This is a genomic window from Agromyces binzhouensis (assembly GCF_004135055.1).
In the GTDB taxonomy this organism is placed as follows: domain Bacteria; phylum Actinomycetota; class Actinomycetes; order Actinomycetales; family Microbacteriaceae; genus Agromyces; species Agromyces binzhouensis.
Genome location: NZ_SDPL01000028.1, coordinates 1 through 16105 on the forward strand (window position 1 = coordinate 1; position 16105 = coordinate 16105).

The window sequence follows — 16105 nt, forward strand, 5'->3', positions numbered from 1 at the left end:
CGCGCCGAAGCGAGAGCGCTCCCGAGCCCGCGCCGCGGGCGCGGAGGCCTCGGCGTCCCGCTCGGCGGCGCGCGCAGCGGAGCCGCGATCGCTGAAGCTCGATGTCCGCGACCTCGCCTCGATCTACCTCGGCGGCGTGCGGCCCTCGGTCCTCGCGCGCGCCGGTCGCATCACGGCCTCCTCGAACGGCGCGCTCGAACTCGCCGACCGCATGTTCGCCTCGACGCGGGCACCGCACCTCAGCATCTGGTTCTGACGCTCAGGCGGCGTCCTGTCGCGGGAAGATCACCTTCTCCACGATGATGATGAGCGACGCGGCGACCGGGATGGCCACGAGCGCACCCAGCACACCGCCCAGCGTGCCGCCGGCGACCGCCGCGATCACGACGAGCGCGCCCGGCACCGCGACCGCACGGCTCATGATCCGCGGGCTGAGCACGTACGCCTCGAGCTGCATGTAGACGACGTAGTAGATCGCCGCGGCGAGACCCGTCGCGGGCGAGGCCGCGAGGCAGATCAGCGAGATGATGATGGCGCCGGTGAGCGTGCCGACGAGCGGCACGAGCGAGCCGAGGAACGCGATGAAGGCCAGCAGGATCGGCGCGGGCGCGCCGATGATCGTGAGGAACACGAGGCTCAGCACCGCGTTCACCGAGGCGAGGCTGATCTGTCCGATGACGTAGCGACCGACCGATCCGGTGATCTCCTGCGAGACGTCGAGGAATCCGTTGCGCGACGACGCCGGGACGAAGCGCGACGCGTAGCGCTTCATGGCGGCGAGGGAGGCGAGGAAGTACAAGGTCAGGATCAGCACGATCGTCGCGCCCGTGAATCCCCCGGCGATGCCGGCGCCGACCGCGAGGATGCCGCCCGTGAGGGCCCCGATGTTCGCCGGATCGGCGAACCAGTCGCCGATCCCGGCGATCGAGTCCGAGAGCCAGGTGGTGCTGCCGGTGATCGACCCGATCCAGGCGACGAGGTCGCTGTCCTGGAAGTCCTCGACGATCTGCTCCCAGTTCGTGACGATCTCGGTGATCTGCGTCACGACGATCGGCACGATCGTGGCGATGAGCCCGATGAAGATGCCGATGACGAACGCGAACACGATGAGGATCGCGACCCAACGCGGCATCCCCCGGCGTTGGAGCCAGCTCACGATGGGGTCGAGGCCGAGCGCCAGGAACAGGGCGAGCGCGATATACAGGATGACGGTGCTGAGCTGGCCGACGATGCCGCCGACGAACAGGGCCAGCAGTACGCCGATCGCACCGACGAAGCCGATCCGGAAGGCCCTGACGCGCACTTCGGGCGCGCTCGGATCGCGATCCGCCGTCACGTCGGCGTGCACGGGCGGTTCGGGGTTGCGGATGGCTCCGGCCACGCGTCTCCACATGGTTGCGACGCTACGCCCGGGGCCCGCGCGGGCACGGTCGGCACGCCGCGCCGGTGCGCGCCACTGCCTGCGGCATCACCGTGCCGCTGCGAGGGATCGCCACCGCGCTACCCGATGAGTCCGGTGGCCGCTGCGACGCCGACGGCGATCGCGATGCCGACGCCGAGCACTCCGAGCACCATGCCGGCGAGGCCGGCGTGCCGCCGCGCGCCGGTGCCCGCATCCGACTCCCCGCTCGCCCGAGCCCACACGGGGAGGCGACCCTTCCGCACCTGCGTCTGGAGGATCATGAGGCGGATGAGGTCGCGCATGGTGCTCGCGACGTCGTGGGCGTTCGGACGAACGGCGGGATCGTCCGCGGTCATCGCGCCGAGGATCGAGCGCCATTCGGCGCTGAGGTCCTCGGGGATGGCGGGCGGTCGGTGCAGCCGTGCGAGTGCGGCCTCGATCGGCGTGCCCGTGTACTCGCGTTCGCCCTTGAGCGACTCGAGGAGCACGAGGCCGAGCGAGTAGATGTCGGTGGCCGCGGTCACCTCCTCGCCGCGCGCCTGCTCGGGCGAGATGTAGGCGGCGGTGCCCATGATGGTGCCGTGGCCGGTGAGCCGCGTCCCGTCGACGAACTGCGCGACGCCGAAGTCGGCGAGTCGGGTCATCAGCGTGTACCCGAAGGTGGGCACCTCGCTGATCAGGATGTTCTCGGGCTTGATGTCGCGGTGGATCACCCCGCGGCCGTGCACGTAGCTGAGGACGTCGGCGACCTGCGCGCCGATGTCGGCCACCTGGCGGGGCTTGAGCGGGCCCTCGGCGATGCGATGCGCGAGCGAGAGCCCGTCGATGAGCTCCATCACGAGGTACCGGCGCTCGATGCCCGCGTGCATGAGGCGTCCGGCATCGTGGACGGGCACGAGTCCGACGTGGGTCAGGCCGCTCAGGAGGTTGATCTCGCGCTCGCGTCGCTGCTGGTCGGCGACCGTCTCCTCCGCCTCGCGGAAGAGCTTGACGGCGACGTGGCGGCCGAGTTCGTTGTCGCGCGCACGGTAGACGTCGGCCATGCCTCCGGAACCGATGTGCTCGAGGAACTCGTACCGCGGCGCGGAGTCGGCGACCGGCGCGGGTTCCTGTGCAGGCGCGTCGTACCCGGGTGCCGGAGCCGGCCTCGGGGTCATCGACGGCACGACGGGCATCGCGCCCGGGTCGGTGCGGACACTCGGGTCGCCGTAGGGCGCCCGCCCCGGATCGGTGCGGGTCGCGGCGTCGGCACGATGCGTCGGATCGGTGCGGACGCCGACACCGGGCATGCCGGCAGGCCCTGGGCCGGGCGACGAGGCGGGACCGTCGATGGGGGCAGACCCGTGCATTCGCGGCCTCTTCTCCTCGGCCTCGCGGCCGCTTCATGTGTTGTGGCGATTTTCGCTAGTTTATCTAACTAGCATCTCGGCGGACAACTCCTTCCGAGAAGTATCAGCGAAGGGGGCTCGCGCAACAATTCCGGCCGAAAGGCTTGACAGGCGGAGAAAAGTGGTCGCGTGCGACGCGTCAGGAGCCGGTGGCCGACCTGGCTGCATCGATCGCGGTCACCTGCGCCGCGGGGGCCTCGTCGCCGGCCGCGTCCTGGACGCTGTCGACCGCATCGCGCATCGAGTCGAGGAAGTCGAGGACGACGACCGCTTCTTCGCTGTCGAGGCCCTCTGCGACCTCGATCATCCGCCGGTGCATCTCGCCGAGCGTCGCCCGGACCTCGTCGTCGCTCGCGATCGTGGGCGCGATGACGAGCGCGCGCCGATCCGTCGGATGCGGCCTCCGCTCGACGTGCCCGCTGCGCACCAGGCGATCGATGAGGACGGTCGTCGATGCGGACGAGATCCCGAGGTGGGCGGCCAGGTCCTTGGGGCTCACCGATCGCCCCTCGCCCTCGCGCTTCAGCAGGTAGCGGATGGCGAGCAGGTCGGTCTCGCCCATCTTCATCGCCGACCGCGTGCGACGACGCATCGCCGCCTCGGCCGCGCGATAGTCGCGCAGCGCGTTCAGGACCGCGACCCCTCGTCGGGTGCGATCGGCGGAATACCAGTACCCCGATGATCGCTTGTCAGACATCCAGCTGATACTACAGGATCTTGATACTAGATTCTCTAGCGAACCTCGCGCGTACTGCTCCTGCGCGACGGCAGCGACCCGTCAGAACGAGTGCAGGTACACCCACGGCAGGCGATCCATCATCAGCCGATGGCGAGGGCCGTCTGCGTCGGGCCCGTCGTCGGGCACCGCCCGATGCGCGCGGTCGTCGGTGTGGAAGTGCTCGTCCTCCTGCCAGTACAGCGTCGTCCGGTCATCGTCGAACCGCCCGACGTACGCACGCAGTTCGTGCGCGTCGAGCATCGCGATCGCCGTGTCCACGTCGGGCGTGTCCCGGAGCTCGTGCAGCGTGACCCAGGTCGGCGGGAACAGGGTCATCGCGCCGTCGGCGTGGTGCTCGAGGGCATCGGTCGGCGTCAGCCACTCGGCCTGGACCAGTTCGTCGGCCGCCAGCCTGATCTCGGACGCGGACGCGGGGGCGCGCGCCGCGAAGAAACGCGTGCGCATGCGCTTCGGCACCCCCTTCGGCGGGCTCCAGAGCGCGAACTCGACGAGGTCGTCGGCGACGAGCTCCAGGCCGACCTCCTCGAACGTCTCCCGCACGGCGGCCCGGCGCGCCGCGGCCGCCGAGTCGATCGGATCGCCCGCGGCATCCGCCTCGTCGACCGCGCCGCCCGGGAACACCCACGCTCCGGCGAACGATCCGCGGTGGGTCCGTTCCCCGAGGAGCACCTCGACCCCGCGCGAGCCCTGCCGCAGGATCACCACCGTGGCAGCCGACCCGACGGTCGGTTCGCCATCGGAATCCACCTCGACGTGCATGCCGATCAGGATACGCAGGATACGCGGGTGGCTACACTTCGGACATGGTCGAGACCGCCGATGCTCCCCCGCTCCCCGACGGCGTCACCCTCGTCCGCGCGCCGAACCCGGGGCCCATGACGCTCGACGGCACGAACTCCTGGGTCCTCCGCGCCGAGGGCGCGGGCGCCGCGGTCGTCGTCGACCCGGGGCCGGCGGATGCCGCGCACCTCGCGCGCCTCGCCGAGGGCGGCGTGGCACTGGTGCTCATCACCCACCGCCATCCCGACCACACCGACTCCGTCGACGCATTCGCCGAACTCACCGGCGCCCCCGTGCGGGCGATCGACCCGGCCTGGTGCCGCGGCGCCGACCCCCTCGCCGACGGCGAGGTCATCGACGAGGGCGGATTCCGACTGGAGATCCTGGCCACGCCCGGCCACACCTCCGACTCCATGTGCATCGTCCTCCGCAGCGAGGGCGGCGCACCCCTCGGAGTCCTCACGGGCGACACCGTGCTCGGTCGCGGCACCACGATCATCGCCCATCCCGACGGCGCGCTGGGCCCGTACCTCGACGCACTCGACCGGCTGCTGACGATCGGCATCGCCTCAGGTCCGGTCGTCGTGCTGCCCGGTCACGGTCCGGCGCTCCCCGACCTCGCCGCGATCTGCGACGCCTACCTCGCGCACCGCGCCGAGCGGCTCGACCAGGTGCGCGCCGCACTCGCCCGCCTCGGCGACGCCGCGACCGCCGAGGCCGTCACCGACGCGGTGTACGCCGATGTCGACCCCGCCGTGCGGGGCGCCGCCAAGGCATCCGTCAGGGCGCAGCTCGACTACCTCCGCGGCGCCTGACGCGTTCGGCTCAGTCCCGGGCGGCCGGCTCCAGCGCCGTGCCCGTGTCGTCGACGTACTGCTGGTGCAGGTGCACCGGCTCCGCCGGCTTCTCGCCGGCGCGCTTGCGCTTGCGCGCCGCGGCGGCGAGGTTCAGCGCCTCCACGAAGATCGCGAACGCCATCGGCACGTAGATCAGCGCCTTGTCGATCTTGAAGCCGAAGCCGTCGGCGATGAGGAACACGCCGATGAGCAGCAGGAACGACAGCGCGAGCATCTTCACGGTGGGGTGCTTGTTCACGAACGAGAAGATGTATCGCGCCGCGAACAGCATGATGCCGAACGAGAGCACGACGACCGTGATGATCACGATCATGTTCTCGGTCATGCCGACCGCGGTGATCACCGAGTCCAGCGAGAACACGATGTCGAGCACGAGGATCTGCGCGATGACCGCGCCGAAGGTGGCGGTCCCGGCGCCGGTCGTGTGCTCCTCGTCGCCCTCGAGCTTGTGGTGGATCTCGGTGACGGCCTTGTAGACGAGGAAGAGCCCGCCGGCGATCAGGATCAGGTCGCGGCCCGAGAAGCCCATGCCGAACAGCTCGAACAGGTCCGTCTTCAGGCTGATGACCCAGCCGGCGGCGAACACCAGGCCGACGCGCATGAGCATCGCGAGCGTGAGCCCGAGGTTGCGCGCCCGCGCCTGCTGCTCGACGGGCAGCTTCGCGGCGAGGATCGAGATGAAGATGACGTTGTCGACGCCGAGCACGACTTCGAGCACGAACAGGGTGAGGAACACGGCCAACAGGTCGGGCGTGAACTCGAGGGAGAAGTCCATGAGCCCATTCTCACCCGAGCCAGGGCCGTCCCCATGCCGGGCCACGCATGGAATCAGTCGAGATCGTCGATGTCGCCGTCCAGCGAGAGCGGCGGGATCGCGGTGCCGAGCGGATGGCGCATCCACACCTGCCGTGTGCGACGGTGCTCCTCGCGGGTGCTGAAGCGGTAGAGCTCGGTGCGGGCCCGGACCGACCGAGGTCGCGCACCGCCGAAGGGATCGTGGTCGAGCAGGCGCAGGGTCGCGGCGTCCGCCTCGAGCAGCCGCTCGAGGAACCGCCGGAACCACGGCTCCTCGATGCGGCCGAGCGGGAGGAACCACATGAGCCAGTCGAGCCTCAGGTGGTACGGCGCGAACTGACGCGGGATGCGACGCGGATCACCGGGCTTGCCCTTGAACGCGTACTCGACCCATTCCGCGGACGGATCCCGCGGGTCGTCGGCCGTGCCCTCGACGACGACCTCCACGCGCTGCCGGGTCACCGACCCGAAGGCGCCGTATGCGTTGACCAGCATGTACCGGTCGAAGCTCGCGTTCATCAGCTGCCGCTTCGAGAACAGGTTCATGAGCGGATGGCGGCTGAGCCAGAGGATGAACGCGGCGACGAGCAGCACGATCGCGACCCACCACGGCGGGCTCGCGGCATCCGTCGGCACCTCGATCGCGTCGAGCGGCAGCCACGGCAGGAGCCACTGCACGACTCCGTCGCCGACGGCCCCGAAGGCGAGCACGATGGTGATCCAGTTCAGCCAGGCGAAATTGCCGGTGATCACGAGCCAGAGCTGCGTGCCGATGATGATCGCCGCGGCGACCGTGCGAACGGGCTGCGGCGCGAACAGCAGGAAGGGCACGACCAGCTGGGCCGTGTGGTTGCCCACCACCTCCAGCCGGTGGAACCACCTCGGCAGGAGGTGCGCCTGCCGACTGAGGGGCCCGGGCATCGGTTGGGTCTCGTGGTGGTAGTACAGGGCGGTGAGGTCGCGCCAGGCCCGATCGCCGCGGATCTTGATCATGCCCGCGCCGAACTCGAGCCGGAACACGAGCCACCAGACGAGCACGATGGTCGGGAGCGGCGCGGGCACCTCCCGCGACCCGAGGAACGCGACGAGGAACCCGGCCTCGCAGAGGAGCATCTCCCACCCGAAGCCGTAGAACGTCTGGCCGACGCTCACGATCGAGAGGTACAGCCCCCACATCGCGAGGAACGCGAGCATCGGCACCCAGGGCGGGCCGAGCTGCGGCAGGCCGACGACGACGGATGCCGCGAGCACCATGCCGACGGCGCAGACGGCGACGAGCCGGGAGTCGCGATAGGCCCATCGCCGGAAGATCGTCGGGCCGAGGAACCCGCGGCGCCGGGTGCGCGCCAGCCGCCCGACCTTCTCGCCGGCGCGCTCGGCGCGCTCGCGGACGCGCCGTTCGGCGTCATCGACCGCGCGCAGGAGGCTCGGAACGGGCAGGAGCCCGTGTTCCCCCAGCAGCGGACGGAACTGCTTCAGCGTCGAGAGGAAGGCGACGAGGAACAGGGCGGCGATGCCGCGCTGGAGGACCTCGCGCGCGAGGTCGGCGTCGCGGGCGTCGAACCAGGCGAACCAGGCGGACCAGTCCACGTCGTCACGCTAGCCCGCAGCGCCCGGGGCCATCCGGGCCGAACGGCCCCTCAGTCCGGTGGATTCTCGGGGTCGACGGACTCGATCGTGTCCTCCTCGACCTCGTTGTCGGCCTCGAGGTCGTCGGCGTCCGGGACGGGCTCGGGGCCGGTGTCGCCGACCCCGCCGGCGGCCGTCCGCTCGGCGTCCTCGGCCTCGCGCTCCGCCCTGCCGATGTCGGGGAAGGCGGCTCCGAGTCCGACCGTGTTGATGGTGCCGGTGAGGTCCGGGCTGTCGGGGTTGAGGTCTCCTGCGGGGCCGAGTCGGTCCTTCGCCTCCCAGGGGTTCAGCGGGTCGCCGTTCATGTCGTTCTCCTCCCGGCCGGTGGTGCTCCGGATCGCGGTCGCCGATCGCGGTCCGTCACCTCAACGTTCCTCCCGGATCCGGGGCGAGTCAACGGGTTGCGGCGGCGTGGTGGGTCGGCGCGCAGCAGCGCCCCGGGGCCGGAGCTCCGGGGCGCTGCGGGCGGTGCGGGTCAGGCGACGAGGGCGACGCCCGCGTTCCAGCCGACCTTCTCCTGGACGGCGAGCGTGAGCTGCAGGAACCCGACCGACTCGAGCTCGCGGGCGCGCGAGAGGGCGCCGGCGTCGACGGCGTTCACGCCGCCGGCGCGCACGATGTCGATGAGCGCTCGCTTGGCGAGCTCGTCGTCGCCGGCCACCAGGACGGTCGTGGGCTGGGCGCCGCCGACGGTCTTCGCGGCGAGCGTCGCGGCGAAGTTGGTGTTGAAGGCCTTGAGCACGCGCGACTCGGGGAGCGCGGCGGCGATCACCGCGGCGGCCGACCCGTCGGCCGGGACCACGAGGGAGTCGAAGGTCTCGAAGTTCAGGGGGTTCGTGATGTCGACCACGACCTTGCCGGCGAGCTGCTCGCGCCGCGCCTCGATGATCTCGGCGACGGCGGGGTACGGCACGGCGAGGACGACGATGTCGCCCGAGATCGCCTCTGCCGCGTCGCGGCCCACGTACTCGACGGTGTTCCCTCCGGCCGCCACGATGCCGCCGATGGCGGTGCCCATGTTGCCGTTCCCGATGATGCTGACGGTCGTCATGATGTCCTTCCCGCGCCATCCGGCGCGATTACTTGTTGCGACAACCAACACGATAGCGCGATTCAGTTGTCGCGTCAACTGAATGTGCGAGAATGATCGACATGACGGATGACACGCGCTGGCTCGACACCGAGGAATCCGCCGCCTGGGTGCGTCTCATGGCGCTCACCGAACTCCTCCCCGGCGTGCTCGACCAGCAGCTCCTGCAGGACGTGCAGCTCACCCACTTCGAGTACGCCGCACTGATGGCACTCGCCGCCGCGCCGGAGCGGACGATGCGCATGACGGCACTCGCCGCCCGCACGAACGCGACGCTCCCACGGCTGTCCCACGTCGCGCGTCGACTCGAGGATCGCGGGCTGATCCGGCGATTCCCCTGTCCGACGGACCGCCGCGCGACCAACGCGACGATCACCGACGCCGGACTCGAGCTCATCGACGACGCGGCACCGGGTCACGTCGAGACCGTCCGGCAGTACGTGCTCGACGCACTCTCCCCCGAGCAGCTGCGACAGCTCTACGAGATCGCCGGCGCGGTGCTCAGCCGCCTCGATCCCGACGAGCGGCTCACCGCCACCGCCTGCCAGTTCAGCGAGGGCCCCGCGATCGCACGCGCCGGCTGAGCCGCGCGCGGAGCCGCCGGCACACGCCCCCTGTACGAGGGTCGTGGCCGCGAACGCACGTCGATAGCATGAGCAGCATCCTGACCCGAGGGACGGCCCACGGCCCCCCGGATCACCTGTGCTCGGGAGGCCCCGATGAACGTGGTTCGATCACTTGGGACGGTCGCGGCGGTTTCCGCGGCACTCATGCTCGGAATCGGGGCGACGGCGTTGAGCGCCGCGGGCACCGGCGACGAGACGCTCCGGCTGCATCTCGGCAGCGACGGCACCCGATTCGTGTACAGCAACGACGGCGATCCGATCACCCAGACCATCGCGGCCCAGAAGAACTGCCGGATCACGGTGAACGGCCCACTGGCCGCGATCAGCGGCAGCGATCAGGGACCGGGGATGAAGGACGGGTCCATCGGCATCAAGACCGGCGGCTCCACCGGAGTGCCCTGCTCGCGCGTCGACGCCACCGAGGAGCTGACGGTGAGCCTCGAGGGGGTGCCCGATGCCGTGTTCGCCTCACTCGACCTGGAGTTCAAGGGCGCGGTGCAGGTCGACGTCATCGTGTCGAAGGCCGGCACCGAGGTCGACACCTTCCAGGTCCGCGCCGGCGGCGGCATCGTGCCCGGGGAGGGCGTCGACGGGAGCGCAACCGCGCCGTACACGGCGACCGCGACGAGCGCCGAGCCGATCGCCAACTGCCGGAACGCCTCCGACGCCGGGCCGGACGCCGGCCCGCTCGACAACTGCTACCTGACCATCGAGCCGTCGGCGTCGTTCGATGCCGTGACCTTCCACCCTGTGAGCGGCGAGGTGTCGCTCGAGGGCAGCTCCGACTTCGGCGACGACCCGGCGTTCGACACGATCTTCACGCTCGAGGGGTTCACCGGCGAGCTGGGCTGCACCCCGGAGAACAGCACCGCGACGATCGACCAGGGCACCGTCTACGGCACCTTCACGCGGCTCGAGAACACCGACGGATCCGACTGCGTGCTGAAGCCGTACACGCTCACCGCCGACGTCGGCGCGGGCACGCTGAGCTTCGTGCCGGTCGACGTCGATCCCCCGCAGCCCGCCGCGTACAGCGGCACCGTGAAGTTCGCCCCGCAGAACTCGTCCAACCCGTTCACCAGCCACCTGGAGTACGACCAGGACGACGACGGCCCGCTGGACTTCGTGTACATGCCCTGGTGCACCGGCGACCCGTTCGCCACACCGGATTCGCCCGGCTCGATCGACACCTCCGTGATCCCGTCCGGTCACACCTGGTGCATCGTCTCGGAGGGCACGACGATCTACTCCGCGACGCAGACCCGCACCGCATGGGACGTCGTCGGAATCGGCGACCCGAAGATGCGCTGACCGGTCCGTCCGGCCGTCACCCCCGGAGGCTCGGCGTGGTGCCCACCACGCCGAGCTCACGGAGCTGGTGCTCCGCCTCGGCGCGGATCGGCTCCGCCACCGCCGCGTCCTCGATGAGGTCGGCCTCGATGAGCTGGAGCTGGGCGACCTCGAAGGCCAGTCCCTGCTCGCGAGCCTGAGCGAGCCCGCCGGAGACCGCATCGCGTGCCTCCGCGGCGCGACCGAGCGCGGCCAGTGCCAGCGCTCGCGTCCGCGCGATGGTGCTGCCGTAGAGTTCGGCCTCGCCGCCAGCCCCGTGCTCGGTCTCGGCCAACGTGTCGAGCGCATCCTCCGGCCTCCCGGCGAGCACGAGCCCGTGGGCGATGAGGATCCCGGCCTCGATCGCCGATTGGACCTGGCCCGTCCGGACCGCCTCCTCGCGGAGGGCCACCATGCGCTCCATCGCCCCGTCGTCGCCCCGGAGCAGCTGCAACCGCGCCAGCTGGATCTCGGCGAAGATCGCGGCATCCACCAGGCCGTGCGCGCGCAGCACCCGAACCGAGGGGACGAGCACCTCCTCGGCTTCGTCGAACCGCGCCTGGCTGACGAGCACCTCGCCGATGTTCGCCCCGCAGGTCGCCGCCTCCGCTTCGTTGCCGGCCCGGAGGAACGCGTCCCGGGCGCGGGCGTAGAAGCCGACGGCGTCCTCCCACTCGCCCTGCCAGTAGGCCTGTCCCCCGAGGTTGTTCGTCACGACCGCCGTGCCCGGAAGGTCGCCGAGCTCCTCGTAGATGGCGAGGGCGCGCTCGCCGTACACCGCCTTCGAGGACTGGCCGAGCATCACGTAGGCCGCGTCGAGCACCTGGTAGGAACGGGCCAGGGCCTCCCGCTCGCCCGAGGCCTCGGCCTCCACCATCGCCTGCTCGGCGAGGCGAACCGCTGCGGGCATGTGCTCCTGCAGTTGCCGGATCTGGGCGTTCAGGGCGTTGAGCCGGGCGGTCGCGCGGAGTGCCTCGGCGCTCCCGATCTCCGCGACGAGGTGGCGACCGATCGTCAGGTCCCGGTACGCGGTGACGTAGGAGCCCGTACGCGCCCGCGCGCGGGCTCGCTTGAGCAGGACGTCGGCGGAGCGGATGGGATCGTCCCGGACGAGGCGGCTCGCCTGCCGGTACGCCTCGACGGACTGCTCGAAGAGGCCGGCGAGCTCGAGCACGTCGCCGAGGGCCTCCGACACGTCGGCGACCTGGGCGGGCGCGAGGTCCGGGACGTACCGTGAGGCGTTCAGGGCGCGCCGGTAGAAGGTCGCCGCTTCGAGGTTCGCGTAGATCTCCTTGGCGCGTTCGCCCGCCTCGCGCGAGGACGCCCACGCCTCGGGCCACCGGTGGGCCTCGGAGTAGTGGATCGACAGGAGCTCCACCTGACCGGAGGGGTGGTCGCCGGATGAGGCGGCGATGGCGTCGCCGACGCGCGCATGCAGCTCCCGACGCGTCTTGAACGGCAGGCCCGCGTACGCCACGTCCCGGATCAGGCTGTGCTGGAACTGCACCCATCCGCCCGAGTCGACGGAGAGGAAGCCGCCGAGGCGCCGCAGCGTCTTCACCTGCCGGCTCGGCTCCGCCGCGGGGCTGCCGAGGACGGCCGGGATGTGCTCCTGCCGGAAGCCGGCGCCCAGCACCGCGAGGCGTCGGAGGAGGTTCCGGTCGGTCGGCGGGAGCCGGTCGATGCGGGCGGCGATCAGGCCCTCGACGGACTGCGGGAGGTAGTCGACCGCGGCATCCGCGCGCAGGACCTGGAGCAGTTCGAGCAGGAACAGCGGGCTCCCCTCGGCCCGGGCGGCGAGCGTGTCCACCTGGCTGGGGAGCAGCGGGGTGTCGGCGGTGGCGCGCTGGATGAGCTCCCTCGCGTGGGCGGCGTCGAGCGGCGGAAGCTCGACGTGCGTGACCGCCGCACCGTCGACCGGGACGTAGCCCCCTCCTCCGGGCTGGCGACTGACGATGACCAGCCAGGGCATGGGCTCGATCTCGGAGACGATCGTCGTGAGCAGCTCGCCGGATGCCTCGTCCATCCACTGCCCCTCCTCGATGAGGAAGAGCGTGGGCCGGTCGTTCGTGGCGCGCAGGAGCGTGGAGACCGCCGAGCGCGTGCGCGACGGCCGGAACTGGTCGTCCAACTGGGCGACCTCGGGCGACTCGGGCAGCGTGAGTCCGAGCGGCGTCGCGATCAGGGCCAGCCACGGCAGGAGATCGGGAGCTCGGGTCCGCACCAGTTCGGTGAGCGTGGCCTCGGTCGCCTCGGGGTCGAGTCCCTCGAGCCCCCAGGCCGCTCGGAGCAGGGTGCGGAACGGGAAGTACGGCGTCGCGGTCTGGTACAGCCGGCACTCGGTGCTGATCACGCGCTCGGGCTGCGCCGTCTCGAGCAGCTCCTGCAGGAGCCGGGACTTGCCCATCCCAACCTCGGCGGTGATGTCCACGACCCCGCCGCGGCCCGCACGCGCGTCGGCCCACGCGCCGGTGAGGAGCGCCAACTCCGCATCGCGGCCGATCAGCGGCGTTCCGGAGGCTCGCCCCGACATCCGGCTGCCCTCGGGTTCGCCCACGGAGAGTGCCTGAATCGGCTTCTGCTTGCCCTTGACGGTGAACGGCTCGGGCTCGCGGACCTCGAAGGTCGTCCGTGATCCGTCCACGACGTCGCGCGTGGCGTAGACCTCTCCCGCCGGTGCCTTGTCCATGATGCGGGCGGCGAGGTTCACCGCGTCGCCCATGATCGTGTAGGTGCGCCGGTAGGCGGGCCCGACCGCTCCCGCGAAGACGTGTCCCCAGCTGATGCCGATCTGCATCGGCAGCTCGGCCGGTGCGCCGACGCGGATGTCCCGGGCGGCGAGGAGCATCTGCTCCTCGTTGTTGCCGGCCGTGTCTGGCACGCCGGCCGTGAGGATGATCTTGCCGCCGTCGGGTGCGATGTCGGTGGCGAGGAACGTGACGCCGTGCGCGTCGGCATGCTGCTGGACCGCGGACACCAGCTCGTCCAGGACCGCGGCGGCGTGGTCCGGGTCGTCCGCGACCAGTCGATCGAAGTCGACGTAGTGCAGGAAGGCGATGGCGGCCGGCCGGTGCTCCGGATCGATGGTGCCGCTCAGCAGCGTCTGACGGAGTCCGACCGGGATGAACTGCTCGAGGTCGACCGTCGGGGTCTGGGCGGCGAGGAATCCGGACTGCTCGACGTGCGGGGCGCGTCTCAGCAGCCTGCCGGGCCCCCGGGCGGCCCCGACGCACGCTCGGGGCAGCAGTGCCGCGGTCTCCGGGCTGAGCATGATCTGGGAGGCGGAGGCGGCGGCCTCCATCTGCACGGTGCGCGTCGCGGCAGGACCGGCGACGATGAACTCGCGGTGCGACCCGCCGACGAGGAAGAAGTCGAACGTGCCGCTGTGGATCCCGACCGACATGCGCAGCGACACCGTGCCGGCGCTCGTCGCGAACCCGTCGATCCGCCGCAGCTCGGCGCGCATGTCGTGGGCCGCGACCGCCGCGCGCACGTGATGGTCCTCGCCGGTGAAGAGCAGCAGCTGCGCATCGCCGCCGAACTTGAGCAGGTTGGCGCCGAAGGCGTAGGCGGCCGGGAGGAGTCGATCGAAGGTGCCGTCGATCACCTCCGTGACCTCCTCGGCGCCGACGTTGCCGTGCCGGGCGAGGCGCTCCGACATCCGGGTGAAGCCCGAGATGTCGACGAGCACCATGGTGCCCTCGACCGCCTGGTGGAGTCGCCCCGGGGTCTCCTCGTCCCAGTAGCGCACGAGGCGCGGCACGTACGGCTGGAGGACGCCGGTCGTGTCGGTGTCCGACGGGTCGTCCGTGCCGGCCGGATTCATCGCGCCGTCACGGGACCGCGGTCGACATCGCAGCCACCCGCGCGCGCGGGACCGTATGCCGCGTGGGTGTCGAGGAACACGATGCCTCCTTCGCATCGGGGGATGCCGTCCGCTTGACCAAATCTATCGCGACACCTCGCGCTGCCGTGAGCAGCGCTGCCGTGAGCCGCATCCGCCCCGCCGCCGCTCCGCGCGGCGCAGGCTGGGCCCATGACCGATCGAGAGACCCCACCCGTCCAGCCCATCGACGCAGAACTGACCAGGCGGCTCTTCCACGAGCGCATCATCGTCCTCGGCGACGAGCTCGACCAGGCCGGCGGCAATCGCATCTGCGCGCAGCTCGTCGCGCTCGCCGCCGACGACCCGCGCCGCGACATCCGCTTCTGGATCAACTCGCCCGGCGGCTCGGTTCCCGCGATGCTCGCGATCCACGACGTGATGCGCGCGATCCCGAACGACGTCGCCACCATCGCCGTCGGCATGGCGGCGAGCGCGGGGCAGTTCCTGCTCACCGCCGGCACGCCCGGCAAGCGCGCGGCGCTCCCCCACTCGCGGATCCTCCTGCACCAGGGTTCCGCGGGGATCGGCGGCACGGCGGTCGACGTCGAGCTCCAGGCCGACGACCTCAGGCACACGCGCGACACCGTCCTCGGCCTGATCGCCCGCTACACGGGACAACCGGTCGAGCGGGTCCGTGAGGACTCGCTGCGCGACCGCTGGTACACCGCCGACGCGGCCGTCGACTATGGATTCATCGACCACGTGACCGAGCGGCTCGACGAGCTGTTCCCGCTCGAGCCGCGCGCCGTCGCGGGCCTGGGGGTGTCGGCATGACCTCCTACACGATCCCCTACGTGGTCGAGAAGCGCGGCGGCGTCGAGCGCTCGCTCGACGTGTACAGTCGCCTCCTCTCCGAGCGCATCGTCTACCTCGGCACCGAGATCGACGACGGCGTCGCGAACGTGCTGATCGCGCAGCTCCTCCACCTCGCCTCCGAGTCGGGCGAGTCGCCGATCAGCCTCTACGTGAACTCGCCCGGCGGCTCGCCGAGCGCCGCCCTCGCGGTGTACGACACGATGCGGCACATCCGGCCGGATGTCGCGACGACGTGCGTGGGACGCGCGGGCGGCCCGGCCGCGGTGCTGCTCGCGGGCGGTGCGCCCGGGAAGCGCTCGATGCTGCCGCACGGCACGGTGACGCTGCACCAGCCGTCGACGCAGGGCCGCGGCACCGTCCCCGACCTGATCCTGCACGCCGACGAGGTGCTGCGCGTGCGCGCGGAACTCGAGGCGGCGCTCGCCGCGGACACGGGGCGCTCGGCCGCGGCCATCCGCGTGGACACCGACCGCGACCTGATCCTCACGGCGCAGGCGGCGGTCGACTACGGCCTCGCCGACCACGTGCTCGACGCCCACCTCACGGTCCCTGCCCCGCGCGGAGAGGCGAGATGACGCGAACCGCGCTTCCGGCGCCCGGCGAGCGCGTTTCGCGTCATCTCGGGGCGGGGCGACGGAGGTGAGGAGGCGTCAGGCGGCGAGGAGGTAGGCGTCGACGGGGGCGATCGGGGTGACGAGGGCGGCGAGGGCGGCCCGCGCGGCCCGGGGATCAGGCGCGACCGGTGCGACCGGCGCGACCGGTGCGACC

Annotated in this window: 15 protein-coding genes; 6 read left to right on the top strand and 9 right to left on the bottom strand. The window is 71.4% G+C overall.

The window, feature by feature from the left end; translation table 11 throughout:
• A partial coding sequence (locus tag ESO86_RS03220; RefSeq protein ID WP_207206995.1) for a sterol carrier protein domain-containing protein occupies positions 1-256 on the top strand: 256 nt, incomplete at its 5' end.
• 3 nt (positions 257-259) lie between these two features.
• On the opposite strand, the gene ESO86_RS03225 is transcribed toward ESO86_RS03220, so the two are convergent.
• The 4 genes from ESO86_RS03225 to ESO86_RS03240 all read right to left on the bottom strand — a co-directional run bounded on the left by ESO86_RS03225 (position 260) and on the right by ESO86_RS03240 (position 4288).
• The gene (locus ESO86_RS03225) at positions 260-1393 is read right to left on the bottom strand and encodes an AI-2E family transporter (protein ID WP_207206996.1); all 1134 of its coding nucleotides are present in this window, start codon (positions 1391-1393) and stop codon (positions 260-262) included.
• A 107-nt stretch (positions 1394-1500) separates the two neighbouring features.
• Positions 1501-2691, bottom strand: a complete 1191-nt coding sequence (locus ESO86_RS03230; protein ID WP_129233451.1) for a serine/threonine-protein kinase — start codon at positions 2689-2691, stop codon at positions 1501-1503.
• Between the two features lie 238 nt (positions 2692-2929).
• Positions 2930-3487: a MarR family winged helix-turn-helix transcriptional regulator gene (locus ESO86_RS03235; protein ID WP_129233452.1), complete on the bottom strand. Its 558-nt coding sequence runs from the start codon at positions 3485-3487 to the stop codon at positions 2930-2932.
• Between the two features lie 81 nt (positions 3488-3568).
• The gene (locus ESO86_RS03240) at positions 3569-4288 is read right to left on the bottom strand and encodes an NUDIX hydrolase (protein ID WP_129233453.1); all 720 of its coding nucleotides are present in this window, start codon (positions 4286-4288) and stop codon (positions 3569-3571) included.
• Positions 4289-4332: 44 nt separating this feature from the next.
• Here ESO86_RS03240 and ESO86_RS03245 point away from each other — a divergent pair, with 44 nt between their 5' ends.
• Positions 4333-5124, top strand: coding sequence for an MBL fold metallo-hydrolase (locus tag ESO86_RS03245; protein WP_129233454.1), 792 nt, complete (start codon positions 4333-4335; stop codon positions 5122-5124).
• Positions 5125-5134: 10 nt separating this feature from the next.
• Here the strand turns inward: ESO86_RS03245 and ESO86_RS03250 are convergent, their stop codons facing one another.
• The 4 genes from ESO86_RS03250 to ESO86_RS03265 all read right to left on the bottom strand — a co-directional run bounded on the left by ESO86_RS03250 (position 5135) and on the right by ESO86_RS03265 (position 8641).
• Entirely contained in the window at positions 5135-5941 is an 807-nt protein-coding gene (locus ESO86_RS03250; protein ID WP_129233455.1) for a TerC family protein, read from the bottom strand.
• A gap of 53 nt (positions 5942-5994) precedes the next feature.
• Complete coding sequence (locus ESO86_RS03255) at positions 5995-7551, bottom strand: lipase maturation factor family protein (protein WP_129233456.1); 1557 nt, start codon at positions 7549-7551, stop codon at positions 5995-5997.
• A gap of 50 nt (positions 7552-7601) precedes the next feature.
• Positions 7602-7895 carry a hypothetical protein gene (locus ESO86_RS03260; RefSeq protein WP_129233457.1) on the bottom strand — a complete coding sequence of 98 codons (294 nt, stop codon included), beginning with the start codon at positions 7893-7895 and terminating at the stop codon, positions 7602-7604.
• Positions 7896-8065: 170 nt separating this feature from the next.
• Positions 8066-8641, bottom strand: a complete 576-nt coding sequence (locus ESO86_RS03265; RefSeq protein WP_129233458.1) for an NADPH-dependent F420 reductase — start codon at positions 8639-8641, stop codon at positions 8066-8068.
• Between the two features lie 101 nt (positions 8642-8742).
• Here ESO86_RS03265 and ESO86_RS03270 point away from each other — a divergent pair, with 101 nt between their 5' ends.
• Both ESO86_RS03270 and ESO86_RS03275 read left to right on the top strand, forming a co-directional pair.
• Positions 8743-9264: a MarR family winged helix-turn-helix transcriptional regulator gene (locus ESO86_RS03270; protein ID WP_129233459.1), complete on the top strand. Its 522-nt coding sequence runs from the start codon at positions 8743-8745 to the stop codon at positions 9262-9264.
• A gap of 186 nt (positions 9265-9450) precedes the next feature.
• The gene (locus ESO86_RS03275; protein ID WP_129233460.1) at positions 9451-10617 is read left to right on the top strand and encodes a hypothetical protein; all 1167 of its coding nucleotides are present in this window, start codon (positions 9451-9453) and stop codon (positions 10615-10617) included.
• A gap of 16 nt (positions 10618-10633) precedes the next feature.
• Here ESO86_RS03275 and ESO86_RS03280 read toward each other — a convergent pair whose 3' ends face one another.
• On the bottom strand, positions 10634-14461 hold the full coding sequence (locus ESO86_RS03280; RefSeq protein ID WP_165307264.1) for an adenylate/guanylate cyclase domain-containing protein: 3828 nt from the start codon (positions 14459-14461) through the stop codon (positions 10634-10636).
• Positions 14462-14671: 210 nt separating this feature from the next.
• On the opposite strand from ESO86_RS03280, the gene ESO86_RS03285 reads away from it, so the two are divergent.
• Entirely contained in the window at positions 14672-15295 is a 624-nt protein-coding gene (locus tag ESO86_RS03285; protein WP_129233462.1) for a ClpP family protease, read from the top strand.
• Entirely contained in the window at positions 15292-15912 is a 621-nt protein-coding gene (locus ESO86_RS03290; protein ID WP_129233463.1) for a ClpP family protease, read from the top strand. The genes ESO86_RS03285 and ESO86_RS03290 overlap by 4 nt, the downstream gene beginning before the upstream one ends.
• Positions 15913-16105: the final 193 nt, after the last annotated feature.